At 47.5% G+C, this 26276-nt stretch carries 27 protein-coding genes; 4 read left to right on the top strand and 23 right to left on the bottom strand.

Annotated features, from left to right (window positions below; translation table 11 throughout):
• Positions 1–211: 211 nt before the first annotated feature.
• Positions 212–2281 carry a sigma 54-interacting transcriptional regulator gene (locus FB479_RS11205; protein ID WP_142065096.1) on the bottom strand — a complete coding sequence of 690 codons (2070 nt, stop codon included), beginning with the start codon at positions 2279–2281 and terminating at the stop codon, positions 212–214.
• 210 nt (positions 2282–2491) lie between these two features.
• Here FB479_RS11205 and FB479_RS11200 point away from each other — a divergent pair, with 210 nt between their 5' ends.
• Positions 2492–2752 (top strand): DUF2627 domain-containing protein, encoded by a 261-nt coding sequence (locus FB479_RS11200; protein ID WP_106652947.1) that lies wholly within the window; start codon positions 2492–2494, stop codon positions 2750–2752.
• On the opposite strand, the gene FB479_RS11195 is transcribed toward FB479_RS11200, so the two are convergent.
• The 8 genes from FB479_RS11195 to FB479_RS11160 all read right to left on the bottom strand — a co-directional run bounded on the left by FB479_RS11195 (position 2749) and on the right by FB479_RS11160 (position 8453).
• Positions 2749–3672, bottom strand: coding sequence for a UDP-N-acetylmuramyl pentapeptide phosphotransferase (locus FB479_RS11195; RefSeq protein WP_255438364.1), 924 nt, complete (start codon positions 3670–3672; stop codon positions 2749–2751). The two genes, FB479_RS11200 and FB479_RS11195, sit on opposite strands and share 4 nt — an antisense overlap.
• Positions 3654–4346, bottom strand: a complete 693-nt coding sequence (locus FB479_RS11190; protein WP_142065088.1) for a glycosyltransferase family 2 protein — start codon at positions 4344–4346, stop codon at positions 3654–3656. Before FB479_RS11190 ends, FB479_RS11195 begins: the two co-directional genes overlap by 19 nt.
• Entirely contained in the window at positions 4333–4887 is a 555-nt protein-coding gene (locus tag FB479_RS11185; RefSeq protein ID WP_142065084.1) for a copper transporter, read from the bottom strand. The genes FB479_RS11190 and FB479_RS11185 overlap by 14 nt, the downstream gene beginning before the upstream one ends.
• A gap of 25 nt (positions 4888–4912) precedes the next feature.
• Complete coding sequence (gene steA / locus FB479_RS11180; RefSeq protein ID WP_142065081.1) at positions 4913–6079, bottom strand: putative cytokinetic ring protein SteA; 1167 nt, start codon at positions 6077–6079, stop codon at positions 4913–4915.
• Between the two features lie 107 nt (positions 6080–6186).
• Positions 6187–6363 (bottom strand): DUF2759 domain-containing protein, encoded by a 177-nt coding sequence (locus tag FB479_RS11175; protein WP_106652942.1) that lies wholly within the window; start codon positions 6361–6363, stop codon positions 6187–6189.
• 116 nt (positions 6364–6479) lie between these two features.
• Positions 6480–7283 carry a class I SAM-dependent methyltransferase gene (locus tag FB479_RS11170; RefSeq protein WP_142065078.1) on the bottom strand — a complete coding sequence of 268 codons (804 nt, stop codon included), beginning with the start codon at positions 7281–7283 and terminating at the stop codon, positions 6480–6482.
• Complete coding sequence (locus FB479_RS11165) at positions 7280–7660, bottom strand: VOC family protein (protein WP_142065075.1); 381 nt, start codon at positions 7658–7660, stop codon at positions 7280–7282. The genes FB479_RS11170 and FB479_RS11165 overlap by 4 nt, the downstream gene beginning before the upstream one ends.
• A complete protein-coding gene (locus FB479_RS11160) occupies positions 7644–8453 on the bottom strand; it encodes a class I SAM-dependent methyltransferase (RefSeq protein WP_142065072.1) in 810 nt (269 codons plus the stop codon). The genes FB479_RS11165 and FB479_RS11160 overlap by 17 nt, the downstream gene beginning before the upstream one ends.
• Positions 8454–8553: 100 nt before the next feature.
• On the opposite strand from FB479_RS11160, the gene FB479_RS11155 reads away from it, so the two are divergent.
• On the top strand, positions 8554–9420 hold the full coding sequence (locus tag FB479_RS11155) for a LysR family transcriptional regulator (RefSeq protein ID WP_142065069.1): 867 nt from the start codon (positions 8554–8556) through the stop codon (positions 9418–9420).
• A 7-nt stretch (positions 9421–9427) separates the two neighbouring features.
• Here the strand turns inward: FB479_RS11155 and FB479_RS11150 are convergent, their stop codons facing one another.
• The 3 genes from FB479_RS11150 to FB479_RS11140 all read right to left on the bottom strand — a co-directional run bounded on the left by FB479_RS11150 (position 9428) and on the right by FB479_RS11140 (position 11441).
• Complete coding sequence (locus FB479_RS11150) at positions 9428–10309, bottom strand: metallophosphoesterase (RefSeq protein WP_142065067.1); 882 nt, start codon at positions 10307–10309, stop codon at positions 9428–9430.
• A complete protein-coding gene (locus tag FB479_RS11145; RefSeq protein WP_106652936.1) occupies positions 10278–10856 on the bottom strand; it encodes a beta-class carbonic anhydrase in 579 nt (192 codons plus the stop codon). The genes FB479_RS11150 and FB479_RS11145 overlap by 32 nt, the downstream gene beginning before the upstream one ends.
• Before the next feature lie 114 nt (positions 10857–10970).
• Positions 10971–11441: a hypothetical protein gene (locus tag FB479_RS11140; protein WP_142065064.1), complete on the bottom strand. Its 471-nt coding sequence runs from the start codon at positions 11439–11441 to the stop codon at positions 10971–10973.
• A gap of 96 nt (positions 11442–11537) precedes the next feature.
• On the opposite strand from FB479_RS11140, the gene FB479_RS11135 reads away from it, so the two are divergent.
• Complete coding sequence (locus tag FB479_RS11135) at positions 11538–11975, top strand: hypothetical protein (protein WP_142065061.1); 438 nt, start codon at positions 11538–11540, stop codon at positions 11973–11975.
• Between the two features lie 97 nt (positions 11976–12072).
• On the opposite strand, the gene FB479_RS11130 is transcribed toward FB479_RS11135, so the two are convergent.
• The 8 genes from FB479_RS11130 to dxs all read right to left on the bottom strand — a co-directional run bounded on the left by FB479_RS11130 (position 12073) and on the right by dxs (position 21682).
• On the bottom strand, positions 12073–12759 hold the full coding sequence (locus FB479_RS11130) for a hypothetical protein (RefSeq protein WP_142065058.1): 687 nt from the start codon (positions 12757–12759) through the stop codon (positions 12073–12075).
• Between the two features lie 416 nt (positions 12760–13175).
• Complete coding sequence (spo0A, locus tag FB479_RS11120) at positions 13176–13964, bottom strand: sporulation transcription factor Spo0A (RefSeq protein WP_016739922.1); 789 nt, start codon at positions 13962–13964, stop codon at positions 13176–13178.
• 260 nt (positions 13965–14224) lie between these two features.
• A complete protein-coding gene (gene spoIVB / locus FB479_RS11115; RefSeq protein WP_106652933.1) occupies positions 14225–15559 on the bottom strand; it encodes a SpoIVB peptidase in 1335 nt (444 codons plus the stop codon).
• Between the two features lie 239 nt (positions 15560–15798).
• A complete protein-coding gene (gene recN, locus FB479_RS11110; protein ID WP_142065052.1) occupies positions 15799–17523 on the bottom strand; it encodes a DNA repair protein RecN in 1725 nt (574 codons plus the stop codon).
• A gap of 16 nt (positions 17524–17539) precedes the next feature.
• Positions 17540–17989: a transcriptional regulator AhrC/ArgR gene (ahrC, locus tag FB479_RS11105; RefSeq protein ID WP_047068862.1), complete on the bottom strand. Its 450-nt coding sequence runs from the start codon at positions 17987–17989 to the stop codon at positions 17540–17542.
• A 5-nt stretch (positions 17990–17994) separates the two neighbouring features.
• Positions 17995–18852: an NAD(+)/NADH kinase gene (locus tag FB479_RS11100; RefSeq protein WP_106652931.1), complete on the bottom strand. Its 858-nt coding sequence runs from the start codon at positions 18850–18852 to the stop codon at positions 17995–17997.
• Between the two features lie 128 nt (positions 18853–18980).
• Positions 18981–19799, bottom strand: a complete 819-nt coding sequence (locus FB479_RS11095; RefSeq protein WP_106652930.1) for a TlyA family RNA methyltransferase — start codon at positions 19797–19799, stop codon at positions 18981–18983.
• Positions 19796–21682 (bottom strand): 1-deoxy-D-xylulose-5-phosphate synthase, encoded by a 1887-nt coding sequence (gene dxs, locus FB479_RS11090; protein ID WP_142065049.1) that lies wholly within the window; start codon positions 21680–21682, stop codon positions 19796–19798. Before dxs ends, FB479_RS11095 begins: the two co-directional genes overlap by 4 nt.
• A gap of 248 nt (positions 21683–21930) precedes the next feature.
• Here dxs and FB479_RS11085 point away from each other — a divergent pair, with 248 nt between their 5' ends.
• A complete protein-coding gene (locus FB479_RS11085; protein WP_142065046.1) occupies positions 21931–23625 on the top strand; it encodes a M3 family oligoendopeptidase in 1695 nt (564 codons plus the stop codon).
• Positions 23626–23678: 53 nt separating this feature from the next.
• Here the strand turns inward: FB479_RS11085 and FB479_RS11080 are convergent, their stop codons facing one another.
• Genes FB479_RS11080 through xseA form a run of 3 tightly spaced genes read right to left on the bottom strand, consistent with a single transcriptional unit; the run spans position 23679 to position 26183 of the window.
• Positions 23679–24581 (bottom strand): polyprenyl synthetase family protein, encoded by a 903-nt coding sequence (locus tag FB479_RS11080; protein ID WP_106652927.1) that lies wholly within the window; start codon positions 24579–24581, stop codon positions 23679–23681.
• Complete coding sequence (gene xseB / locus FB479_RS11075) at positions 24578–24832, bottom strand: exodeoxyribonuclease VII small subunit (RefSeq protein WP_048032540.1); 255 nt, start codon at positions 24830–24832, stop codon at positions 24578–24580. The genes FB479_RS11080 and xseB overlap by 4 nt, the downstream gene beginning before the upstream one ends.
• On the bottom strand, positions 24801–26183 hold the full coding sequence (gene xseA, locus FB479_RS11070; protein WP_142065043.1) for an exodeoxyribonuclease VII large subunit: 1383 nt from the start codon (positions 26181–26183) through the stop codon (positions 24801–24803). The genes xseB and xseA overlap by 32 nt, the downstream gene beginning before the upstream one ends.
• Between the last annotated feature and the right edge of the window lie 93 nt (positions 26184–26276).

The raw sequence follows: 26276 nt of genomic DNA, 5'->3' as shown, positions 1-26276 counted from the left end.
TTCGTTTTCCGCTTAGGTAAGCAGGCGTAACAGTGGGCTCCATTTGGAGAATTTCCCGTCAAGAGGTATATGCAAAAGTCATGCCAATAAAATCAAACTTATGAAAGCGCTTTATTTACAAGAACGTGGAATGAGCATCCTCACGTCAAGTCTGCATTTTTTTGCATATACGCGCAAAGAATTGCGTGCAATATATTGCACAGTCACATCATTACTCTTCCTGCACATCCATGATGCCCAATTTTTCCATCTTGTAGTACAAACTGCGAATCGCGATTCCGAGGCGCTTGGCTGCAAGGGTGCGATTGCCTTTCGCTGCTGCCAGTTCCCGCAATATGTGCTGACGTTCTGCCTTTTCCACAGCTTCTTTTAACGTGGTACCAGTGGAACCCTCATGCTGGGCCTCTTCCTTTTTGGTTGAAACGATTCTTCTTTCCAGTGGGGGTAAATGCTCCGGCATAATGATTCGCTCGTTGATCCGCATATGAATCATCGCTCGGCCCAGTACATTCTCTAGCTCGCGTACGTTGCCTGGCCAGTGATAGGACAGAAGCATCTGCAATGTTTCTTCATGCAGCTCTTCTACATTCCTTCCGTACTCCAGATTGGCTTTTCGCAGCAAGTGCATTGCAATCGGCTGAATATCTTCCAAGCGCTGTCTGAGTGGAGGGATATGAATCGGTACGACGTGGAGACGATAGTACAGGTCTTCACGGAAACGTCCCGCTCCGATCGCAGCCTCCAGATTCACATGGGTAGCTGCAATGACACGAACATCGATGTTGATCGGCTTCGTTCCACCGACTCGCACAACCTCTCGCTCCTGCAGGACGCGCAAAAGCATGACCTGCATGCTCATGGACAGCTCGCCGATCTCGTCCAAAAAGATTGTTCCACCGCTGGCTTCCTCAAACAGCCCCCGCTTTCCTCCTCGACGCGCACCTGTAAACGCGCCTTCCTCATAACCGAAAAGCTCACTCTCCAGCAGGCTCTCTGAGATCGCTGCACAATTGACCCGGATGAATTGGTTGTATTTTCGTTCACTTGCATTATGTATGGCGTGGGCAAACAGTTCTTTCCCCGTTCCCGATTCCCCACGAAGAAGGACAGTTGCTGGTGTTGACGCCGCTTTTTTGGCTTGCTCGATCGCTTGCTGCATAGGCTCGCTATATCCGATGATATCTGCAAAGCTATATTTAGCCTCCAAATTGCGGATGATACGACGAGCTTTCTCCAGCTCTTCTGACAGGCGCTTGAATTCGGAGACATCGTGAATAACGCCAACGCTGCCTTTCAGTTCCCCATCGACCACAACAGGTGCAACATTGACAACGACGTCCTTGCGCTTTGGTCCCAATTTCATAGGGACGCCTCTCACTGCCTTCTTCGTTTTCAAGACTTGCATATGCATGCTATCGCCTTCTGAAATGTCTACCGTCGCTGGTTTCCCGATAATGTCGTCTTGCGAAAAGCCCGTAAGCCTCGTGTAGGCGGGGTTGATCAAAAGTCCATTCCCGTATTGGTCAACGACTGATATCGCTTCGTCCGACGATTGAATAATCGCTTGCAGCATGCTCTGCAAATCTTTCAAGTTCGTCACTTCTTCTGCCAACGCCATGATTTCTGTAATATCACGGAAAATGGCAACAGCTCCGACAACTTCTCCTCGATCATTCCGAACGGGTACACGGTTTGTAATAATCCGCGTCTGATTCGGCAAGACTTGCTCCTGATTCAATTCGGGAGAGCCTGTCTTTAATACAATATGTAACCGCGTGTTCGGTATACGCTCCGAAACTTTTGTATCCAGCACTTCACTCGCCTCGATGCCCATCAATCGCTCTGCGGCTTTGTTGAACAACGTAATAATTCCTTGGCGATTGACCCCGATAATCGCGTCATGCGTGGAGTTCAGCATCGTTTCCCGCTCCCGCTGATTTTGCATTAAGACTGCAATCAGCTTATCGCGTTCCCGAATCAATTTCATGACGATTCTCGTAAACGTTCCCGGGATAAGCACTGTCTTATCTTTCTTTAATTGCCTGAGATGCTCATACTCTCCCAGGTCCCCTGTAGCTTCTAAAATGACATCCAGATCCTCATCCAAATAAGGCCGATAATCATGATCGACGGGAATCCCCAGTGATTGGGCCAGCAGTATGCCTGGCGCGTCCGGCCGTTGATCGACGACAGCAACGACTTGTAATCGGTCCATCTGGTTTAGCATCCGCAGGAGTGCTGTTCCACCACGTCCCGCACCAACGATGAGCAGCTTGTGCATGCGAGAGACCCCTCACTTTTTGAACAACTACGATCTTACTCGTTACCATTGTACTCCAACAAACCGTTGATGGACAGGCGTTCTTCCCTAACGTGCGCTCGTTCGTGTGCTACAGGTACGGTGGACAAGGCTGTTCGCATCCGATATGATGAAAAGAACGAACTGCAGTTGTTGTGGTAGTTCAGCGTTAGAGAAAGGGGTGAACCACCCTTGGTTTTTCAGAAAATCATTGCACTCTTAATTATGGTAATCCCGGCGGCAATCGCCATGTACGGAATCAAATTAATCCGAGACGCATTCTTCTATTCTGCCTCTCCGGAAGTTGGATTTTTATGGGGAAAACTCATTTTAGGTATATTGGCTTTCGCCATCCCTGTATGGTTTATTGCCGGATTTATTCTCCATCACGAGCGCAAAAAAAATCGCGTACAGCCCCGTTTCATGATTCCTGAACCAGATGACGAGGACTAGACCAAACCGGACGAGCCAGTCTGGTTTTTTTTATGTTCAGCTTCTGTAACTCTTCCCCATTGATCGAGTCGGCGGAGCCAACCGACCTGTTCGATGACGCGGGAAAACGAACAAAATTCTGCCGCAACCTGAAGACACAGGAAAAGCACGAGCATACTCGCCTGTACATAAATCGGTGTCCCGATGACAAAGGAAAAGCCTGCTGCAAAACCCAAGGCATTCGACCCTGTATCTCCCAGCATGATTTTGCCGCCAGCGTCATGAGAAAACATGAGCATACTTGCAACGAAAACAGGGAGCCAAAAAATCCAGTTTGCCATCGCCGCACTGGCCCCACTTGTCCATAAGCCAAAAGCTCCTGCCAGTACTGTTAGGCACCAAAACACTTTGATCGCCCGTCCAGGCCGCAAATCAAACAAGTTAACGATATTGGGGGAGAGTGCAAGTAAACCAAAGGAAACAATGCCTGCCCACAACGAGTTCGAAAGAGAGAGGGAAAGACAAAAAGCCGTGCTTGTCCCGCCAATCAGCTTCCACATGCCGCTGGTCATTCGCCTCTCTCGCCATAGCACGCCGAAATGTCCACGAAAGCCTTTTGCCTCTCGATCTGATGTGCAATCATCACGCCATCCCCAAAAGGCCATTGTGATCATACCTGTTACAAATAAAAAACCGTGCCGGACAAGCTCGCTATTGACCCCTCTAAGCAAAAGGATTCCGATCAGAATTATCCCGGTAATAGCGCTCGAACATACGAGGATGAGCCCCCCTGCTGTCAGTACTGACTCTCCATCGTAATTGAATCGATTCATTCCCAGGGCTTTGAGCTTTTGTGTGCCGATTTTATGCAGCCGGCGGTCAAGCACCAGCGGAAAAACGACCGCGACGAGCATCAAGAGCATCATGATTTTCGTTTCCACTCTTGCCCCTCCCACCATTTCCAGCATAGCGTTCGGCTAATCGCGACAAACTCTTTCCCGCGATGACAGAAGCCTGCCCAATCATTTTTCGTTTCACGGTGCGAAAAAAAGACAGGGACCTCTGCTACACGATACCCTGCCCGCAAAACATCGACAGTGAGCCCTACCTCTAAGCCAAATCCTTTATCCTGGCTCCCCAATCGGTCAAGAAGCTCGCGACGTATTGCCCGTTGTCCCGATAAAGGGGCTCTTGCTTCAAAGCCTGTCAACATCCGGATACCATGATGGGCCAAGCCTTTTGCCAATCCGAGACCTGCTTTTACTTGCGGAGGTGGCAGAATAGCTACCGCCATATCACAGACATCTTGCAGAACTGGCGTAAGCAGATGCGAGGCTTCTGCTGCGCTGTCTCGCAAATCGCCGTCGAGAAGCATGACCACTTCTCCACTGGCGCACTTCCAGCCCAGTTGAACAGCTGCACCTTTCCCTTGATTGTGCGGTGCTCGAATCACCCTATCCGCCCACTTGCTTGCGATGTGTGCCGTCTCATCTTTACTGCCATCATCAACGACGATCAGTTCATCACAAAAAAAGCGTTCACGGATGGCACGGAGAGTATCACCGATAGAAGCCTGTTCGTTGAACGCTGGAATGACGACACTAACTTTTTTCACGCGAGCCCTTCCTCTCAGCCAATCTATTTTGCACTTGCTCCAAAAGAGCCCACTGCTTTGTAGGAGAGTCAGGCACTTCTACGACCTGAATCCAAGAATTCGCCTGTTTTTCCCGTAGCCAAAGCGGGGCATGCCTAGCTACCACCAAAAGCACCCCATCTTCCCAACTGTTTCCATCGCGGTAAGAAACCACTTCCATACCTACTGAATGCATCAGCTGCTTAATCTGTTCAGCAACGCTGCCATCCTCCTGCCAAACATACACTTTGCTTCCTGCAAGTTCATCCACATAGCGTATGCTCATAAGTTGGACAACTTCTTGGTTGCTGAGCTCAACTTCCTTAAGCAATCGATTCATTTGCTGCCTTAATTCATGGTTGCTTTTAAGAGCGCGGTCGTACTTGGCTTCCATATTGGAAAGAATGCCCTTTGTTCCTTGCGTTACCCATGTATGACCTGCCGTCCCTCCTAACAAGATACCTACTCCAAGCGCGACAAATATGGCAGCCAGTGAAATCAAATGATAGCGGAAGGGTATCATGTCTACCTCCATGAAAGTGCGTTGTTCATAAAGTCCACGTCCGCCACTGGGTCCAAATCATCTGTACAGCATGACGGGCGATCGGATTAATGACGAGTGCGGCTGAAACAGGCAGAAGCATAGCGACTATACACCAAGCCCACAGCTTCCATGACTCGCTCGGCCGATAGAGATGACTGACTCCTTTGGCATCAATCAGCTTTGTCCCGATCTTCGTGCGGACCAATAACGTGCTCGCCATACCTTTGCGGCCTTTTTCCAGAAAATCAATCATATTTGTATGGGCACCGATCGTGACGATCAGTTGAGCCTCCTTTTCGTACGCTAACAGCATCGCCACATCCTCGCTTGTACCAGGCGCCGGCAAGACATGATAAGGCAAACCGAGCGCTTTTACACGAGTCGTTCCAGGTGCTGTCCCATTTACAAAAGCATGTACGACGATCTCCGCGCCGCTTTGGAGCGCTCTGTCCGAGACACTGTCCATATCTCCCACAATCAGGTCTGGACGATACCCTGCTTCCATGAGGGCATCTGCACCGCCATCGACACCGATCAAAACAGGACGATATTCCCGAATGTAGGAAGACAGCGTCAGCAAGTCCTCTTTATAATGTTTTCCGCGAACGACGACAATGACGTGTCGCTGTTCCATTTTTGTATGTAATCGCACATGGCAAAGTGGTTTTAAAAAAAGGTCTTTTTCCTTACTGGCGTACAAAAGTGTATTGTCGATAAACGAAGAGAGTGTGTCATCCAACTTATCATGAGCTTCATGCCATCGGTTTAAAATAGATGGAACCGTCACCTGCTGCAGCCTACATACATGGACCCACTTCTCTTCCAATAGGATGTACAGATTTTCTTCGCGTATCGTTGCATACTTGCCCTCGGTCCATTCCATGAACGAATCCGACACATCTACATCCAGCACCTCATAGAGTGTGACACCGTTTGTTAAAAGTTGGCGAGCCCCTTCAGCCGGGTATTGCCCCGTCATGAATGGCGAAAGGTTGAGGACGACTTTTACCCCTCTTTCCAGTAAGGACTGTGCTGCTATCTCATCAACATCTGGATGATCAATGATGGCGATATGACGGGAGTGGAGACGTTTGCATAACTGCTTCGTCTTCAGATCAGCTGCTACGACAGCCGTGTATGAATGTGCTGCAGAACCTTTTTGTTTGCCCACTTTTCCACCTCCGCCCTTAGTATGCTAAATATTTCCTCCTTACATGCAAAAAAGAGGCTGTGCATCAAATGCACAACCTCTTTTAAGCGAAGCGTTTTCAGTTTAATCTACGCACCCTTGAGCATGTAGTAAATGATCAAACCATCTGCGAACAGGAAAACCATCAAAGATACAAAGCCAAATGCTGTTGCAAATTTGTTTTTCGCTCTGATGGAGCTCAAACAGCCCCAAGCAATAAAGAATGTGAAGATAAACATCAGGATGTCAAATAAAACGATTTTCATAAACGACAACTCCTTCACCAAGATGACGCAAACCGGAATACAATGGCAATTCCATTATATAGCTTCATGTATTATGAGACAAGCATATCCAAATTTGTGAACAAAAAGTTTCACAATTATTTCCCTTTTATTGTGCCACATGTTGCGCTGCCTATCCATATACTCCAGCAATCTTGCTCTATCCATTTGTCTTGCCCGGCTACGTGATCATGGATGGTGTGAACGAGGTCTTTCAATTCCGCATCGGTCAATTCATACAGAATGGAGCGGCCTTTTCTTGAAAGCAAGTCTGCTTCCAAATCAGACCAACTATCGTATTCTCGTCTTGTCTCCCATAGCATTGTCTTGTTCACCTGCTCAAGCCCTGCGAGCTTCATGGTGTTCTGCACCGTTGTATCATCCGGCCTGCGTTTTTGTTCGATCGTTAGCAAACGCGGGTATCGGGTAAAAAAATAGCCGCGAAAATGAGTCGGCGAGGCTGGCATATTGACATCGTCCATCGTCCGGTCTTGGATTAAGCAAATTCCTCCTGGTGCCAATAACCTGATGACTTCTTTAAAAAACTTCTGCAAGTCTTGCTCCGGGAAATGGTGGATCAATGCGCGAGCAAATACAATATCCGCACACTGACTCGGCAAGCCGGTTGCGCGGGCGTCCCCCTGTGCAAACGAAATCTTCGGATCGTCAGCACATTGCTCTCTTGCAGCCTCAACCATCACGTGGGAAAAGTCAACTCCCGTGACAGTAGCAGCCCCTAGCCCTGACCAAGCCCTACTGTAAATTCCACCGCCACAACCGATGTCCACGACGTTTTTTCCCACGGGATTGACGAGTGACAGGATCGTTTGACTCCACGAATCATCAGCGGTTCTCCCTGTATAGCTCAACTGGTTTTTCTCAGCGTGAAAATCAATTGTCATTCCTGTTTCGCCTCCATGAACTCCAGTCGGTTTCCAAATGGGTCCTCTGTAAAAAAGCGGATAAGGTGAGGTATTTCTTCGTCAATCCGAAACGATACCCCATTTGCTTGCAGATGCTCCATCAGCGAACCAATGTTTTGCACAAGGAACGCCGGATGTGCTTTTTTCGCGGGAATGAATCCTTCCTCTACGCCAATATGAATCATTTGAGCGCCACATTGAAACCATACACCACCTCGAACGAGAAGCTTCGCTGGCTTTGGAACCTCCGGCATTCCCAACAGCTCACCGAAAAACTTGCGTGCTACGTCCTCCGTTCCTGCTGGTGCTGCTAATTGTATATGATCGAGCCCAATCCATTTATGCTTTGTGGTCATCGTCTTCATTACCTCCTCTTTTTTTGCACAGAACCATCCATTCATCAATCTGATGGGTCATTACTCTGCCTTCCTTTGTGGTAAGTCCTAGATATTCTTTTTGCTCATCTGTAGCGTTCAGCAGCAGTTTTTCCACGCTCTCCTCCTGCTCAGATGATTCGGAAGTGCGCTGAACCCATGGTAAAAATTCAAATCTTTTTTTGCGTGCCTGCTGCTTTTGCGGAGTCAAGCCATTCGCTTCAAGCAAAGCGCCCCATTCACTTATGGAAAGACAGCGAACATGACTGGGATCGCGTGTTTTCTCTATTTCATTTATGAATGCCGAGAGTGACGACTCCTCAGGCGAAACGTTGTCGATAAAAAGAAACAACCCACCAGGGGACAGCACGCGACTCACCTCACGAACAAAAGCCGCTGGATCCGGAAAATGATGAGCCGCGATTCTGCATGTGACGATCTCGAAGGATTCATCCAAAAACGGGAGTGATTCTGCATCTGCCTGTACATACATCACATTCCGGACAAGCACTGCATCATTGGCAGTAGACGCCGCCATGAGCATCGGGCGAGTCAAATCCGTAGCGACGACCAAGCTCACATGTGGAGCCAATGTCCTTGCTACGTGCCCACCTCCTGTGGCAATATCCAGTGCCCGCCACTTCTCTGATGGCTGCAACCACTCCACCATCAGGTCCAGGTCGCTGCCTTTTGCATGTGTTTTGCTTTGCACGTATTGCTCTGCATTTTTGCCAAATTGCGCTTGCACGGCTTGTTTGATCTCCTCATGATTCATCGGGAACACCTCCTGCCCTAATCATATTCCAATGTTTGTCATCCTTGTTATAGAATACAGATAACTAGTTATCGAGAATTTGAATAGGGGGCAACTAACAGTGGACCGAGAAAGTCTTGAGGTATTTTTGACGATTGCTCGTCATGGATCAATTAACCGCGCTGCACAGGCATTATTTTTGGCGCAATCAACATTGACACACCGATTGAAGCAGCTTGAGCGCCAGGTTGGGAGTGCGCTTTTTGTTCGCACTGCCTCAGGCGTCAGTCTTACAGGCGAAGGACGTCGGTTGCTACCAGTTGCTACAAACATCGTGGAGCAAATGCGCTCCTTTATCCAAGAGAAAGAACAGCGCCAATCGATGAACATCGTCGCAGGAAAAGCCTTTGTCGCCTATGAGCTGCCACGGCTTATCGGAGAATATCGTATCGCCCATCCGGGATTTACTTGCTACGTCCGCTCTACGTTGTACGAGGAGTCTCTCAGCGCTCTGCTAACGGGAACGGCCGATATTGCCTTTCTCGGGAGTGAAATGTATCACCCGCACATCCATCAAGAATTCCTTCCCAGCGATCAACTCCTGCTCGTTATGGCCCCGAGCCATCCTTGGGCTAGCGGGTTTCCAGGTTATCAAGCATGGGGGACCGAGGAAATGATAGTGTTCGGGAATCATACCGCTCCTTATCGCCAACGCATTGACCGCTATCTGGCGCAGCAAGGAGTTTTTCCGAATATTATTATGGAATTGGACAGCTTCAATGCTGTTAAAAAAATGGTCGAACGCCAGCTAGGGATCACGATCCTTCCGGAAAGAACCATACAACAAGAGCTAGCGACCGGAAGATTGGTCGCGTACGATATCGCAAACGGTGAATTGGTGCGCCCCACACTCATCGCCTACCTGCACCCAAAAAAAGAGGACGATGCTTTCCAGCAATTCGTCCAATGGATCAAGGATCATTATTAACAAAAGTTCAATGTAGGGTTAGTACCGTAAGCTCCGGGCGACAAAATAAACGAACAGGCAAGATCGTCGTACCCAACCCTCTGTTGGTGTACACAGCCATGCCACCTACCTGATACAATCCTTGTACATATTTACGCCCGTATTGCGGCACCAAGAGATGACCAATGAAGGGCAAGCGCACTTGTCCACCATGGCTGTGGCCGGACAGTTGGAGATGCACGGGATGCTCTGACGCCCTATCAGCAAAATCAGGCTCATGGACCAACAAGATAACGCTGCCCTCTGGCGGGATATTTTCTAACGCTTTTGAAAGATCAGGTACACCATAGAAAATATCATCGACCCCCGCCATATATAACTGCTGGCCATCTTTGTGCACGACAACGTGCCGATTATCCAACACTTCGAATCCAGACGCGGCTAACCCATCCCGAACTTTTTGTTGTTCACCAGCTCGATAATCGTGGTTGCCCAAAACGGCGAATTTGCCTAGTGGAGCCAGGAGCTGATTGAAAAGGGGAACGGCGGCAAACAGAGGTCTCGTCACTTCATCCACGATATCCCCTGTGAAGCAGATCAAATCCGGTTTTTCGCTCTGGATCACGGCAATAACCGACTCTAACTCTTTCGGTTCAAAATAATGACCAAGATGGACATCACTGAAATGAATGAGCTTTGTCCCCTTGAAGCTTTCTGGCAATCCCGGTATCTTGATGGACAATCGCACGACATCAAGGGCTTTTCGTTCCCATACATGACCGTACACGCCAGTCGTTACACCGAGACCAATCAAACCCCCTACCCATTTCGTGACTTTGTGGAGAAATGATTTCCTTGAAATGGGGGCAAGGTTTGGATCATTCACTGTCTTTCGTTCGCTCATACCCATTGACGACAACGTCCAATCTTCCGGTTACCGGGTCAATGAGTAAACCATGGACGTCCACATTCGGTGGGAGGAGCGGGTGATTTTTAATCGTATCCACGCTATTTTTCACACTATCTTCTACACGATCGAATCCGTGCAACCATTTGTGCAAGTTAATCCCTGCATGTTGAAGCGTGGAGAACGTTTGAGCCGAGACTCCTCGCTCCAGCATCTTCTCCATGGTGCGCTTGCTGTCGATTGCACTCATCCCGCAGTCATAATGACCGACAACCATCACTTCTTCTGCATTCAATTCGTAGATCGCCACGAGAATGCTTCGCATGATACTTCCAAAAGGATGGGACACGATTGCCCCGGCGCTTTTTACGTGCTTGATATCCCCATTGTGGATGTTCATGGCTTTCGGCAACAGTTCAACCAATCGCGTATCCATGCAAGAGAGCACGACCAGTCGTTTATCAGGAAACTTGGTGGTTTGGTACTTTTCATATTCATGATTCTCCACAAATTCACGGTTAAATTCGAGAATTTTATCCAAATTGCGCACTTTTACAGCACCTGCCTCGCTCTTAGTAGTATGTATTTGTATCGTATGCTTTTCTATTTTACATAGGAGGATCAAAATCTCGCAAGGGACTCTGGCAGTTTATTATCAAATGGTTCATTTTGTCAGGATGTAATGCTGCTCGTCTAAACGAAATTTTTTTGGAGAAAAGAGTTCCTCGATCGTCGAGTAAATGGGTTCTCTTTTTGTGAATTTGTCACCTATCCATACCCCATACAGTTCAACCTGCGTCTTGTCGTGGTCAAGCAACTCTTCGCACCATGCACGGAGATGCATCATTCTGTCCATCCTTTTTTGATAGTCCTCTACGTATTTTTGATACTGACGGGGCCTCTGCTCTTCTGGGTACATCCCGAGTTTTACTTTATCAGGATGCTTGGAAATGCTAAATCTGCAAGCGCAACCCTCTTCAGTTGTCACCCACCATGCCTGTTTTTTCGGAAAACGCTTGAAAAAATGAGGGCTATTTTCTCGTGACAGCTTGCCCGTCAAAACATAAGGGGAGACTAGCGGATTAGGCTCAATTCCTGGTGTTTCTTTTATCATGACGAATAATTCTAGGCACATTGATTCAGTTCCTCCGGAAAGAGTACTTTTTTAGTTATAGTAAAAATTACCTAACTTTGGTAGAATAATCAAAAACATAATTAGGAGAGTTGCAGATTGAAATTTAGACTAGCCTTAATACTTGCACTAGCACTAATCCTTCCAGCTTGTAGTGAAACTGCAAGCACACCAGAAGTACCGCTACCTGCATATGTATTAGCCATTGACCGATTTGACGAAAGCACCGGAATGTGGATGGTTGCTTTAGCGACAGAATCAAATGATGAAAAGGAATTGCGCGCTTTAGTGGAAAATACTCGGACTCTAGCGAAAGACAAGAAAGAAGAAGTTAACTCCGTTTCTGTGACCATTATCAAACCAGATGGAAGGATTCCTTCCACTGTTACAGCATTTGGCAGAATTGCCTTGACGAGTAAAGGCATGGAACAAACCGGATTGAGTAGTACTTCCGAAATGGTCTTTGAATATAAAAACGCTCCCGCAGCAAGCCCCGAACAACCACCTACTACACCAGCTAAAGAAACAGCTAAGTGAACTCTGTAATTCTATTTAGTAAAATGGTATATTGATGATCAAAGCCAGGGTTAAAATACCTTGGCTTATTTCTTGCCCCGACACAATAGCCAATTCATCAGGTTAAAACTTGGAAAAGCTTTTCTAATTGTTCCTTATTTGCGAATGACTCATCTATCGATAAAAAGGATAATAAGGTAATTGCTTTTTGGGCTTTATTTGCCGCAAACATTTTGTGATGGCCATCCAATAAAAAATGACTATAAACCCATATCTCATCAAAATGATTTAACGGATATTTTATATCTAGGAAAGAAATGCTCAACGCTGTTGGTGTTTCTTTTAAATCCACTCTGTCCATGTAATCATTTATTGCTATAGGATTTAATGATTCACTGGATTGAATGGGTACTATATATTCTTCAATTTTCCTCATACTGCTAATATTCCTTAGCCCAGCCTTATAGTACTCAGTCCCATGTGCCTCTCTTTTCAGCCTAGGATACACCTTCAGCAAAGTTGCCATGTAATGACCATTGGGAATGAGACAGGATAAATCAGACATGAAATCTTGGTCCAGTGTATTTATCCCTTGATTTAATTTGTTGGATATTTTTGTTGGGTTTTTCATATCCATTCCTGAAGCCTCGGCATAAAAAAGACAGGTTTCACAATCTATACCTGTATTGGCTATCTCTTTTTCCTCAATGGCTAGATAGCGCTGACGATAACCAGCCTGCTTATACTCAATAGGTGATGTAGAAGAGCTAATTCTAATTTCTTTATAGGATAGCAGTTTGCTCATTTAATTTAATCTCCGAAGTATTAACCTTTAAATTTTGATGGGTTTTCAACATAACTTTCGATCACATAGCCACAATTTGTACAGATTCTATGAATGATCGCAGAATTAAGAGGAACAAACTTGCCGAAGGGAAACACTCCCGCATCCCCAGCTTGCCTCCCTTTTCCAATCTCTTTACACCCACATTTTGGACACTGCACATTTTGATTTTCCATTTTGCACCTCGCTTTTACTCTGTTTCGAATATTATTATAGATTATACAAACCATTTTTTGTTAATTTATTCTAAGAAAAGGAAGCTATAGAAAATTAGGAGTCAAACTCTACTAAGTCCTACCAACACAAAAAGACACTAGCAAGCAAGTGCTAATGTCCTTTGGTATTGGTTAAAAATCATCTACATGAGTATCTACATCCTAGCTAATCTTCGCCTCAATCCGCAGCTTGTCCGCCACCATGGCAATGAACTCACTGTTGGTCGGCTTCGCCTTGGTGTTGGAAATCGTATAACCAAACAAGCTGGAGATGGAGTCCAGATTACCACGGGACCACGCTACTTCAATCGCATGACGGATCGCACGTTCTACGCGACTAGCGGTTGTATTGAATTTCTTTGCAATGTCCGGGTACAGGACTTTGGTAATCGAACCGAGCAGCTCGACATCGTTGTATACCATTGTAATCGCTTCCCGCAAATACAAATAACCTTTGATATGCGCAGGAACTCCAATCTCATGAATGATGCTGGTGATGCTCGCGTCCAAATTGCGTCCGCGGATTTGCAGAGTAGCTTGCGGTTTCGCAGAAGAAACAAAAGAAGAGGCAGGTTTGGTTGTAATGATTTGACGGATGCGCTGAGCCAGCACCTCCATATCAAACGGTTTCAAAATGTAGTAAGCTGCTCCCAGCTCTACTGCTTTCTTCGTAATTTCTTCCTGCCCGAAAGCAGTCAACATAATAATTTTAGGTTGAGGACTTAAGCGCATGGCCTGAATTTGCTCCAAAACAGCCAAGCCATCCAGATGTGGCATGATGATATCCAAAATTAATACATCGGGTACACGTTCCTGCAGCAGTCGAACTACCTCATTGCCGTTGTAAGCAACACCCACAACATTCATGTCATACTGGCTACTGATGTACTCTTCCAACAGATTCACAAATTCTCGGTTATCATCTGCCAATAACACTTCAATCTTGCTCAAGGTCGTTCCTCCTAACAATGGACGGTCTTTTGGAAAGAAGGTGGCGTTCTAGAGGTTAACAAATCTAAAAGGATTAGTCCATACCATCTTTTTCTCTACAAAAATTATTCGACAAAGCAAATTCCATTCCTGCCAATGACGAAAGATTGAATGATTTAACTGATATTTCGACAAAGAATCCGTTCCTTATGAACCGATTCGTCAAAGGACTGCAAAAATCGGAAAAGCCGCCTCGCTTCGTTCGCGTGACGGCACTTCATTCAGGCAGCTTTGGTTGTATTCGTTCGGGATTCGGCAGTATCTCGCACATTCACGCCAGCATCCTGAAGCATCCATTCAATGTAGCAGCCATATCCGGAAGTAGGATCATTGACAAATACATGCGTGACGGCACCGACGATCTTGCCTTTTTGAATGATGGGACTGCCGCTCATCCCTTGTACAATGCCACCTGTCTTTTCCAAAAGGCGTTTGTCCGTGACTTTAATAATCATCCCTTTGGTTGCAGGAAAATGCTGCTTGACTACGTTTGCGATCTCAATATCGAACTCTTCTACCTTCTGACCTTCCACGACAGTAAGAATTTTGGCTGGCCCTTCCTCTACCTGTTCAGCAAGAGCGATTGGTAACGGCTCTTGATAATAGCTGCGTTTGGGCTCGTCCTTCATTTTGCCGAAAATGCCAAAAGGAGTGTTTTTGGTTATATTTCCGAGAACTTCACTTTCATTGTAGAAACGAGCAAATTTCTCCCCTGGGTTGCCACTTTGTCCTTTTTCAATCGATGTGACACTTGCTTGCACGATCTGGCCATCTCCTACGACAATGGCTTGACCAGTATCAACGTCGGAAATGACGTGCCCTAATGCCCCGTACGCTTTGGAATTTGGATCATAAAAGGTCAGTGTCCCTACTCCTGCCGCTGAATCCCGAATATAGAGACCCATACGGTATTCACTGTCTTTTTTGTCTTTTGCCGGGTGCAAAGTGAGCGAAAGCTTTTCCTTGCCACGAACGACAAGCAATTGAACGGAATGATTCTTTTTCCCCGTTTCGTTAATCAATTTCTTTACGTCGTTCATGTCATTGATGTACATGTCGTTCATTTTGATAATCATGTCACCGACGTGTATACCTGCCTGTTCACCTGGAGAAAACTTGTTTTTACCATCGTCAACTAAATGATGACCGACAACCAAAACACCCGCTGTTTGCAGCTTCACCCCGATTGACTGTCCACCAGGGTACAACCGCAGATCTGGCAATACATTTACTTTTACAGCAGTCAGCGGAATGTTATGCCACTTCACCTGCAATTGGGCTTCCCCAGCCCTACGCGGTTCAACGGACATAGGCCTGCTCAAATCAACGGATACCTCACGCGCCTCTGTCCCGTTAACATGCAAAATATCAGGATTGCTATTGATTAGCGTGCCCATTACCGGCACAGAGACCCGTAGTTGCTCGAGGGACCCTTCCATCAAACGCAATTCACGGGGAAAGGAGGACAGATCGCGGAACGGGGTGGAACTCACGACAAGTGCCGTGATGAGGAGAAGGAGACTTCCCATCCATTTTCTTTTGTTTTGTCGGATCACCAGTAATCACTCCTACCGTTCCCTACCTACACCTACAAAACAAAACGGTCAAGTCCGTTTTGATTGACCGCAAGCGGTCATGAGGGACACCTCCACCTTGTGTACCTTTAATGTTGCCACCAGCCAAGCGGATTATGTCAGGAAAATAACCCACTCAAAACATTAGAAAACCAGGCTTCACAAGCCCTTGGCGAGACCGTCGTTGTACTACCTACAATAAAAAAAGACTGCCAGCTAAATTAGCTGACAGTCTTTCGTTCACGGCCGAGAAGAATCATCTCGCGCGCATGTTCTTCTGTTTTTGCTGTTACCTCAGCCCCGCTTAGCATGCGAGCCAGCTCCGTTACCCGTTCATCATCAGACAAACGATGCACCAGCGTCTCTGTTTCATTCTCGCTCATTTCCTTTTTAATCAGAAAATGCGCGTCTGCCATGGATGCAACCTGTGGCAAGTGCGTAATGCACAAGACCTGGCGCTGCCCAGCGACCCGGGCGAGCTTTTCTGCTATCGCTTGAGCTGCTCTTCCGCTTACACCCGTATCGACTTCATCAAAAATAAGGGTCTCCACTTGATCAGTGCCCGCCAAAATCGTTTTAATGGCCAACATGACGCGAGACAGCTCTCCGCCGGAAGCAATTTTCGCCAAAGGACGCAATGGCTCACCCGGGTTAGGTGAGATTAAAAACTCGATCTGATCCATTCCGTTCGCATCAACGAAGCGCTTGATACCGTCGATTTCTACCCCGTCATCATCCGGCGTCTGTCTGACGTCGATGGCAAAACGAGCACGCTCCATGTGCAGTTCTTTTAGCTGCTGCTCGATCTCTTGTGCGAGTTTTCCTGCACATTCGGAACGAATAACCGACAATTCCAGTGCCTCCACTGCCAAATCGGCTGCAAGCTCCTGCAATTGCTTTTCCACCTGCTGAAGGCGATCTTCGTAGTGATGCATGTCATCCAATTCATCCTGAATCGTGGCAGCATACTCCAAAATATCGTCTACACTTTTGCCATACTTGCGTTTTAACGACTGGATTTGATCAAGACGGCGTTCTACTTCCGCCAATTGCTCCGGTTCAAAATCCATTTGGTACGACAATTGACGAAGGTTATGCACCACATCTTCTATCTGATAGTATGCCGATTGGACCATTTCCAAAATCGGAACGAGCTGTTCTTCGTAGTTCACACCACGCTCAAGCTCGCCCATCGCATGTCCTAACCAATCCATGCCCTTTTGGTCACCATGCAATGCGCGGTATGCATCTTGAATCGTTGAATAAACTTTTTCAATGTTCATCCACTTTTTCCGCTGCTGCATGAGCTTCTCGTCTTCGCCAGGCGTGAGGGTTGCCGCCTCAATTTCATCGAGCTGATATTGCAATAGATCGATACGCTGAACCAGCTCCCGATCATTGCGCGCCATACGCTCCAGATCTTGCTTTGTTTTGCGGTAAGCAGCATACAGGGTGCCGTACTCTTGCTTTGCAGCTCCCAACGCACTTTCCCCATATGCGTCGAGCCAATTGATATGCTTGTCTGACTGCATCAGCATATGCGTATCGTGTTGTCCATGCACCGTAACCAGCCATGGCCCCAACTCACGCAGCATAGCAAGGGTCACGAGCTGTCCATTGATTCGAATGATACTCTTACCTTGATTCGATATATCTCGGCGTACCACAAGCATACCGTCTTGCTCAATCTGGACACCGACATTGTTACAAACGGCAAGTCCAGGGTGACCAGGCGGCAATTCAAACAGCCCCTCCACCTCTGCACGAGGCTCACCGTAACGGACAAAATCAGCCGAAGCCCGGCCTCCTAACAACAGTCCTAGCGCATCGATAATGATGGATTTACCGGCACCCGTCTCCCCTGTCAGGATGTTTAACCCTTTTTGGAAAGAGACTGTCACTGATTTGATGATGGCAAAATTTCGGATCGAGAGTTCCACTAGCATCGCAAGCGACCACCTTCTACAACATTTCCATTAAGCGTTTCGTCACTTCATTGGTATTTTCTTTGGAACGGCAAATAATCAGGATGGTGTTGTCGCCACTGATAGTCCCCATGATTTCTTCCCATGGAAGGTTGTCAATCAGTTCAGCTACCGCATTCGCATGTCCCGAAAGTGTCTTCAGTACAATAAAATGATCGGCTTGGTCAATGCTAATAAAGGAATCCACAAGCATGCGTTTCAGCTTTTGCAGTGGATTGAATTTTTGTTCAGCAGGCATTGAATACTTATATCGTCCATCAGGGAGTGGCACTTTTACCAAGTGTAGTTCCTTGATGTCTCGGGATACAGTCGCTTGCGTCACGTTAAAGCCAGCAGTCCGCAAGCGGTCCACCAGATCATCCTGTGTTTCCACCTCTTGATTGCTGATGATCTCCCGAATACGAATATGTCGTTGCCCTTTGTTCATATGGATTACTCCCATTCCCCTTGTAATTTCGTTCGTATTGCTTCGAAAAAGCCACCTTTTTTCCACTTGATCAGCGGGGTAACACACGGTGACTTTTTAATGTAAATCTGATCGCCGCCCTCGAGTCGATACCCAAACTGCCCGTCAATGGACAGTCCCATCTCTTGATGAATGGCATCCACTTCGACCCGGATCGTTTGATTGCCTGACAGTACCATTGGTCGGGCCGTCAAGGAATGCGGAGCCACCGGTGTCAGTAATAGCATGTCCACATTGGGCGCCACTATTGGACCGCCTGCAGAGAGTGAGTATGCCGTTGATCCTGTCGCCGTAGAGACAATGACACCATCTCCGCTGAACGTTGCGACGTACTCATCATCCAGAAAGACCGCACATTGAATGATCCGGCAAAATGAACCTTTTGCAATCCCTATATCATTCATGGCCGTGTATGTCCCCAGTGTGATTCCTTTTCGCACCAAACAAGCTTCCAGCATGGCTCTCTTTTCAATGTCGTACTTTCCAGAAAGGAGATTGTCTACAGCCTGAGGCAGATGCTCCGGTTCCGCTTCCGACAAAAAGCCCAACGTACCTAAATTAATTCCAAAGATCGGGATAGAGTGACCGGCAAGCTGGCGAGCAATTCTGAGTAGCGTGCCATCGCCTCCCAATACACAAACCAAATCCGCCTGCTTCCCCATCTCTTCTACAGATGCGCCCAGTTCTGGATGCCCTACATCTGGTGCGACATGTTCATCCAGGAATACGTGCGCCCCTCTGTCCTCAAGTAAATACAGCAGTTCCCGTGCAACGATACGTGCTTCGGGTTTTCCTTTGTTCGCTATGATTCCAATTTTCTTCACGTGGTCCACCCCAAAACTGGTTGGTTGGAAATCCTTCTTGAACAACCTCATATTCAAGTATACAACTTCACATGCATAAATAAAAAGCCTCGTTTGTGACAAAACTCCCGAGGCTTTGGTTTTTCATCCTATTTCAAATTCGCATGCGCAGACGCAACTACCTCTGTCACGCATTGCAACCAAGCTTCCGAATCCATGCCGCCCTCACTTTTCTGGACATGCATAACAAATTCAATGTTTCCTTCCCCTCCTGTAATCGGAGAGTAATCCAAGCCTTTCAGTGCGAAACCCAATCCACTGGCAAATTGGCCAATGTCAGTCAGAACGCTCTCGTGTACTTCTGGATCACGGACGATTCCATTCTTTCCGACTCTATCCTTGCCTGCTTCAAATTGAGGCTTGACCAGGGCAAGGACGTCACCGCCATCGAGCAAAAAACGATACAACACAGGCAATATCAATCGCAGAGAAATAAACGATACGTCAATCGATGCTGCGTTTGGGCGTTCATGCTCAAAAGCTTCCGGGTCCATATGACGGAAATTCGTCCGTTCCATGACAACCACTCGCTCATCCTGTCGCAAGCTCCATGCGAGCTGTCCATACCCGACATCAATGGCGTATACAAGTCGCGCACCGTTTTGCAGTGCACAGTCTGTAAAACCGCCAGTCGAAGCTCCGATGTCCATCATAACACGATCCTTCATGTCGATCGCAAAGACCCGCAATGCCTTTTCGAGCTTGAGGCCCCCCCGACTCACATACGGGTGTACCTCTCCCTTCACCGTAATCGCAACATCCTCGGCAAATTTGGTTCCCGGCTTGTCACAGCGCTCGCCAGCTACTTGCACAAGGCCTGCCATTACGGCTGCTTTTGCTTTTTCTCTGGTCTCATAATGGCCTCTTTCGACCAAGAGAACATCGATCCGTTCTTTCCTTACACTCATGCTTCCACTACGCCCTTCGAAATTGGCATCAAGGATCGGACACGAGCAGCGATATTATCAGCTGTGAGACCGACCTCTTGCCGCTGTTCTTTCACACTTCCATGCTCAACAAAATAATCAGGTACCGCAACAACCTGTACATTCATTTCGTGATAGCCTGCACGATTGTAGCATTCAATGACAGCGCTGCCGAATCCGCCCATTTCACAGCCTTCTTCAACCGTAATGATATCGTAGCCTTCCTTTGCCAGACGGAACAAAAGCTCTTCGTCCAAAGGCTTGCAAAAACGTGCATTGACAAGCATCGGCTTGATTCCTTCTTCTTGAAGCTGATTGACAGCCGCCTCAGCAATTTCGAATACGTGACCAAACGAGAGAATCGCCACGTGTTTGCCTTCGCGTACAATCTCCGCTTTTCCGATTGGCAACACTTGCAGATCGTCATCCATTTTGACGCCACGAATTGGCAATCGCGGATAACGATAAGAGATCGGACCGCCTTTATATTCCACTGCTGTCTTCATCATGTGACGCAGCTCATTTTCATCCTTCGGTGCCATAATGACCATGTTAGGAATGATGCGCATGAATGCCACATCGTACATCCCTTGGTGTGTCTCCCCGTCTGCTCCGACGAGTCCAGCACGGTCAACGGCGAAAATCACATGGAGCTTTTGACGCGCGACATCGTGGATCAACTGGTCATAGGCTCTTTGCAAAAAAGTCGAATAAATCGCAAAGACCGGCTTCAAGCCTTGTGTTGCTAATCCTGCCGCAAATGTACATGCGTGCTGCTCTGCAATCCCAACGTCAAACAATCTATCAGGGTACTTCTGTCCAAATGGGATCAAACCTGAACCCGCTGGCATCGCTGGGGTAACAGCCACGATCGATTTGTCTTCATCTGCGAGCTTCATCATCGTATCCGCGAAAACAGACGTATACGTTGGTGCAGATTTCGGTGTATCCCCTGACTCGATTTTATACGTACCGATACCATGCCACTTGACCGAGTCAGCTTCAGCTGGCGCATAGCCTAATCCTTTTTTCGTGATGGCATGAATTAAAACAGGACCTTTTGTATGCTTGGCTGTTTTCAGTGTATCGAGCAAAAGCTCCATGTTATGTCCGTCGATTGGACCAATATACGTAAAGCCTAGCTCTTCGAAGAGAACGCCAGATACGAGCAAGTACTTCATGCTGTCCTTGAAGCGTTCAGCCATGTGAGCTAATTTGCCCCCTACAGCAGGAATGGATTTCAACAATCCTTCGACTTCATCCTTCGCCCATTGATAGTTCTCCGTCGAGCGAATTTTCCCCAAGTAGTTGTGCAAGGCACCAACGTTTGGCGCGATGGACATTTCGTTATCATTTAACACAACGATGACATTCTTGCGCTCATGACCGATGTGGTTCAAGGCTTCCAGAGCCATACCGCCTGTCAGCGCACCGTCTCCGATCACAGCAACGACATGGTTCTTTTCTTTTTTCAAATCCCGCGCAGTCGCCATCCCCATTGCGGCAGACAACGACGTGCTGCTATGCCCGGTTTCCCATACGTCATGCGGGCTTTCCACCATTTTGGGAAACCCACACAACCCTTTGTACTGACGCAAGGTCGGAAACATCTCCCGGCGTCCTGTCAGCATTTTATGTACATATGCTTGATGTCCGACATCCCAGATCAGCTTGTCCTTGGGACTGTCAAAAACATAGTGCAGCGCTAGCGTCAGCTCGACGACACCCAGATTCGGCGCGAGATGTCCGCCTGTTTTCGAGAGCGTTTCGATTAGAAACTGACGGATCTCGGATGCCAATGTATGTAACTGCGGTTGCGTGCACTTTTTCAAGTCTTGAGGATCATTTATAGTAGTAAGCAGCATTGGTATTCCTCACTTTCCACTGTTCGTTCTCCGGCGATTGTGCATGCTGCATATCAATCAAGCCACTAGAAAACCCGGCTTTTCTTATTGCTATAGCCGATTCCGCTTATTTTCAGCTTGATTCATTATAACGGTTTCTTAATAAAAACACCACTTTTGATCAACATATACGAATATGAAGGCGATATCTTGCATTTTCTGGTAAGATGGTTTGGAATACATAATCCGAACAAAAGAGGTGGACGTCCGTGAAGTTCTCACAAATTCAGTATGAGCGCATGGATATGGACAAAGTTGAAGGACAATTCGCGCAATTATTGGAAGCGTTTCAACATGCTTCAAGCTTCTCCGAGCAAGATACGATCATGGCTCAATTGAACAAACTGCGACAAGAAGTGGAATCTGCGCGGAATGTCGCACAAATTCGCCACACAATCAATACAGAAGATCCCTTCTACAAAGCGGAGCAGGACTATTGGGATGATGCAACTCCTTTGTATACTGGCATCGTTTCCCGCTACTATCAGGCGATCGTCGATTCTCCCTTCCGCGCTGAATTGGAAGAAAAATGGGGAGCACAGCTGTTTCGCATCGCAGAGAGCACACTCCGTACATTTTCTCCGGAAGTTATCACTGATTTGCAGGAAGAAAACCGTTTGGCCAGTCAATATGTCGCACTGAAAGCTTCTGCCAAAATCATGTTTGAAGGAGAAGAGCGAAACCTTTCGGAGATGGTTCCTTTTACAATTGCGAAAGATAGAGACATACGAAAACGCGCTAATGAAGCGAAGTATGATTATATGCGGCAACATACGGACGAATTTGATCGCATTTACGATACTCTCGTCAAGGTACGCACACGCATCGCCAAAAAACTCGGCTTCAATAGCTTCGTGGAGCTAGCCTACGCACGTATGAATCGTACCGATTACAACGCAGAAATGGTAGCCAGTTTCCGCCGGCAAGTGCTTGAGCACATCGTTCCAGTAGCGTCAAAGCTCGTTGAACGTCAGCGCCAACGCATTGGTGTCGATACACTAGAGTATTACGATCTTTCCTTTGATTTCGCTACAGGGAATCCAAGCCCGAAAGGCCCGCCGGAATGGATTGTGGAAAACGGGAAAAAGATGTATGCCGAGTTGTCACCTGAAACCGACGAATTTTATAACTTCATGCTAGACAATGACTGTTTAGATCTATTGAGCAAAAAAGGAAAGGCTACAGGCGGCTACTGTGAATACATCAGCCACTACAGACTCCCCTTTATTTTCGCCAATTTTAACGGTACCTCTGATGATATTGACGTACTTACGCACGAGGCAGGGCATGCGTTTCAAGTGTATGTAAGCCGGGATTTTGAGGTTCCTGAATATCATTTTCCAACCTATGAGGCATGTGAAATACATTCGATGAGCATGGAATTTTTGACATGGCCATGGATGGAGCATTTTTTCAAGGAAGATACCGACAAATACAAATTCTCTCATCTGAGCAGCGGTCTCCAGTTCATTCCGTACGGCGTCTCTGTGGATGAGTTCCAGCATGTTGTCTACGAGAACCCAGATATGACCCCGGCAGAGCGTAAACACGCTTGGCGTGAAATTGAGCGCAAGTACCTCCCGCATCGCAATTATGCACAGAATGAGTATCTTGAGGAGGGCGGGTTCTGGCAGCAGCAAACGCATATTTTCCAAAGTCCCTTCTATTACATCGACTACACACTTGCACAGATTTGCGCGTTCCAATTTTGGAAACGATCTCAATCTGAGCCGAAGCAAGCTTGGGAGGATTATTTGACGCTTTGCCAAGAGGGAGGCAGTAAATCGTTTCTCGAGCTGGTACAAGTGGCGAAGCTGTATTCTCCATTTGAGGACGACTGTATACCATCGGTGATTGGCGAGATTGAACAATTTTTAAATAGCATTGACGACAAAAGCTTGTAATAGGTAGTTACACAAAAAAGCTGGCATTTCCCGTATGGGTTGCCAGCTTTCCCTTATTTATTGCGATCACGCACGTAGTCGGCCAAAGGGCTGAGTGCTGAATTCTCGATTCCCGCATCTGCAAGCGCTGCTTTTGCCTCCGCAATCAATTCATCAAGACGCGCCTTCGATTCGGCTAGACCAAGAAGCGATGGGTACGTCGCTTTTTCCCGATCCGCATCGCTGCCAACTGCTTTCCCCAGCTCTTGGGCATCCCCTTCCACATTCAAGATGTCATCCTGAATTTGAAAAGCAAGACCAATGCAAACACCATAGCGTGTCAATGCTTCCATTTGACCTTCGGATGCTTCAGCGAGGTAGCCTCCCCCGCGCAAGGCTGCGATCAAGAGATCACCCGTTTTGTGACGATGAATAAATTCGAGCTGATCGAGGTTTAGGCGCTTGCTCTCCCCTTCGATATCAGCCATCTGTCCGCCAACCATGCCAGTTGCTCCTGCGCGTTTTCCCAGCTCCGCAATCAGTTTCACGGTAGTAGCCGCTGAAACATCCGCGCGATCCATGTAAGCTTCTGCAATGTATGCGAACGCTCTCGTCAGCAAGGCATCTCCTGCGAGAATGGCTGTTGCTTCACCGAATACTTTGTGGTTGGTCGGTTTTCCGCGACGAAGATCATCGTCGTCCATCGCAGGGAGGTCATCGTGAATCAAGGAGTACGTATGTATCATTTCCAAGGCAGCCGCAAATGCCACACCCCGTTCAATCGGCTTGTCCAGTGCTTCGAGGACCGCCAACACCAGCATGGGACGCAGCCTTTTTCCGCCTGCCATGAGCGAATACTTCATGGATTCGTACAAGTTTTCCGGAACTCCTTGCTGCTCAAGGGCAGGCAGGAGTCTTTGTTCTATAAAGGCGGTCTTCTCCACCAAATAACTCTCGAATGTATGCACGCCGATCATGATTCTCCTTCCACGCGAAAAGCCTTCTGCTTTACCTGTCCGTCTTCTTCCACCAACTGGGTAATCTTCGCTTCGATTGCATCCAGCTTTTGGCCACAAATTCTGGAAAGAGTTACTCCTTCCTGATAAAGCGTAATCGCTTCTTCGAGGGGAATATCTCCTTCCTCGAGTCGATTGACGACTTCTTCCAGACGCTTCATCGCGTCCTCGAACTGCATATCAGTCTCTTGTTCTGTTTTCTTGCGAGCCACTCTGCTTCTCCTCCTCCCGGTTCACTTTTTCCACACGCGCAGTCGCACTGCCATCACTTAATCGTACCATGATCTCGTCACCAGGGGCAAACTGTTCCACCGATTTCACGAGTCTGTCATTGGTGTATACGAGTGAGAATCCACGCTGCATGACCTTCAGCGGACTCAGTGCTTCCAACGTAGCTACACGAGCTGCGAATGCCATTCTTTTTTGGTTGAGACGCCCCAGCATCCGTTCGTCCAAGGTGGCGCGGAGTTTAGACAGATTTTTTCTTTTATCCCCGATTTGATCAGCAAGGCGATAGCGCTTGATCTGTTCGTCTAATCTCGCATAGCGTTCGCGTCTTCTTTCCAGCAAATGCTTCATCGATTGTCGCATCCGCAAATGTGCCCGATCCAATCGTTCTGCGGCTTCCTCGAGCCTCCGCTCCGGCTGGCGCATCGCATACGAATTGCTCAAGCGTGTCAAACGGTTTCTCTGCGCTGTCATGGTACCACGCACTGCTCGATGCATCCGTATTTCGAGCTGCCGCACTCTCTCGACCCATTCCAAATAATGCGGTACAGCCAATTCAGCAGCTGCTGTCGGCGTAGCTGCCCGGACATCTGCTACGAAATCAGCGATCGTCACATCCGTCTCGTGTCCTACAGCGGAGATGACAGGGATGAGTGATGCAGCAATTGCCCTCGCTACGTTTTCATCATTAAACGCCCACAGCTCCTCGATGGAACCACCACCGCGCCCTACGATGAGAACATCAATGTCAGGCTGATCGTTCATGATCCGAATTGCGGAGACAATAGATGCAGGTGCATCCGCACCTTGGACAACTGCTGGTGAAAGTACAATCTCTGCCTGCGGATATCGCCTGCGAATCGTCGTGCAAATATCTCGAATGGCCGCTCCTGTCGGAGAAGTAACGACACCGACACGTTTGGGAAAACGCGGGAGCATTCGCTTCCTCTCTGCTGCGAACAACCCTTCTTGAGCCAATTTTTCTTTCAGCTGCTCAAATGCTAAATAAAGCGAGCCGAGACCATCTGGCTGCATTTCTTTTGCGTACAACTGATATGCGCCGTCCCGTTCGTATGCAGAAATAGACCCGCGTACAATTGCTTTTGCCCCATCTTTTGGCAAGAAACGCAGGAAGCGGTTATGGCTCGCAAACATGACGACTTTGATGCGTGACTGCTTGTCCTTTAGCGTGAAATACATATGACCGCTGGAATGGTGGGTAAAATTGGAGATTTCCCCTCTCACCCATATATCTTGCAGGTGGGGTTCCTTTTCCAGCACCAGCTTAATATAACGATTGAGATCACTGACAGATAAGATATCTTGTAATGCCATGCGGCCCCTCCTTTACAAAAACTTGGCTTAGCCGTGCATGTAACAAGGACTATGCAAAAGAATGGATAAAGCTTATGCCTTATCCATTCTATA

Source organism: Brevibacillus sp. AG162 (assembly GCF_006715575.1).
Taxonomy (GTDB): Bacteria; Bacillota; Bacilli; order Brevibacillales; family Brevibacillaceae; genus Brevibacillus; species Brevibacillus brevis.
Note: the sequence above shows the minus strand (reverse complement) of the source record. Positions and strands in the feature narration are given on the sequence as shown.

Bases quoted from the DNA above. Each gene is read 5' to 3' on its own strand.
- FB479_RS11165 (WP_142065075.1), bottom strand. From the start codon at position 7,660: ATGACCACAAAGCATAAATGGATTGGGCTCGATCATATACAATTAGCA.
- FB479_RS11175 (WP_106652942.1), bottom strand. From the start codon at position 6,363: ATGAAAATCGTTTTATTTGACATCCTGATGTTTATCTTCACATTCTTT.
- recN (WP_142065052.1), bottom strand. From the start codon at position 17,523: ATGCTAGTGGAACTCTCGATCCGAAATTTTGCCATCATCAAATCAGTG.
- FB479_RS11170 (WP_142065078.1), bottom strand. From the start codon at position 7,283: ATGACAATTGATTTTCACGCTGAGAAAAACCAGTTGAGCTATACAGGG.
- FB479_RS11130 (WP_142065058.1), bottom strand. From the start codon at position 12,759: ATGAGCAAACTGCTATCCTATAAAGAAATTAGAATTAGCTCTTCTACA.
- FB479_RS11080 (WP_106652927.1), bottom strand. From the start codon at position 24,581: ATGATCGGCGTGCATACATTCGAGAGTTATTTGGTGGAGAAGACCGCC.
- FB479_RS11205 (WP_142065096.1), bottom strand. From the start codon at position 2,281: ATGCACAAGCTGCTCATCGTTGGTGCGGGACGTGGTGGAACAGCACTC.
- ahrC (WP_047068862.1), bottom strand. From the start codon at position 17,989: ATGAACAAAGGGCAACGACATATTCGTATTCGGGAGATCATCAGCAAT.
- FB479_RS11160 (WP_142065072.1), bottom strand. From the start codon at position 8,453: ATGAATCATGAGGAGATCAAACAAGCCGTGCAAGCGCAATTTGGCAAA.
- FB479_RS11095 (WP_106652930.1), bottom strand. From the start codon at position 19,799: ATGAGTGTAAGGAAAGAACGGATCGATGTTCTCTTGGTCGAAAGAGGC.
- dxs (WP_142065049.1), bottom strand. From the start codon at position 21,682: ATGCTGCTTACTACTATAAATGATCCTCAAGACTTGAAAAAGTGCACG.
- FB479_RS11150 (WP_142065067.1), bottom strand. From the start codon at position 10,309: ATGGGTATGAGCGAACGAAAGACAGTGAATGATCCAAACCTTGCCCCC.
- FB479_RS11185 (WP_142065084.1), bottom strand. From the start codon at position 4,887: ATGATACCCTTCCGCTATCATTTGATTTCACTGGCTGCCATATTTGTC.
- xseA (WP_142065043.1), bottom strand. From the start codon at position 26,183: ATGGCATTACAAGATATCTTATCTGTCAGTGATCTCAATCGTTATATT.
- FB479_RS11140 (WP_142065064.1), bottom strand. From the start codon at position 11,441: ATGTGCCTAGAATTATTCGTCATGATAAAAGAAACACCAGGAATTGAG.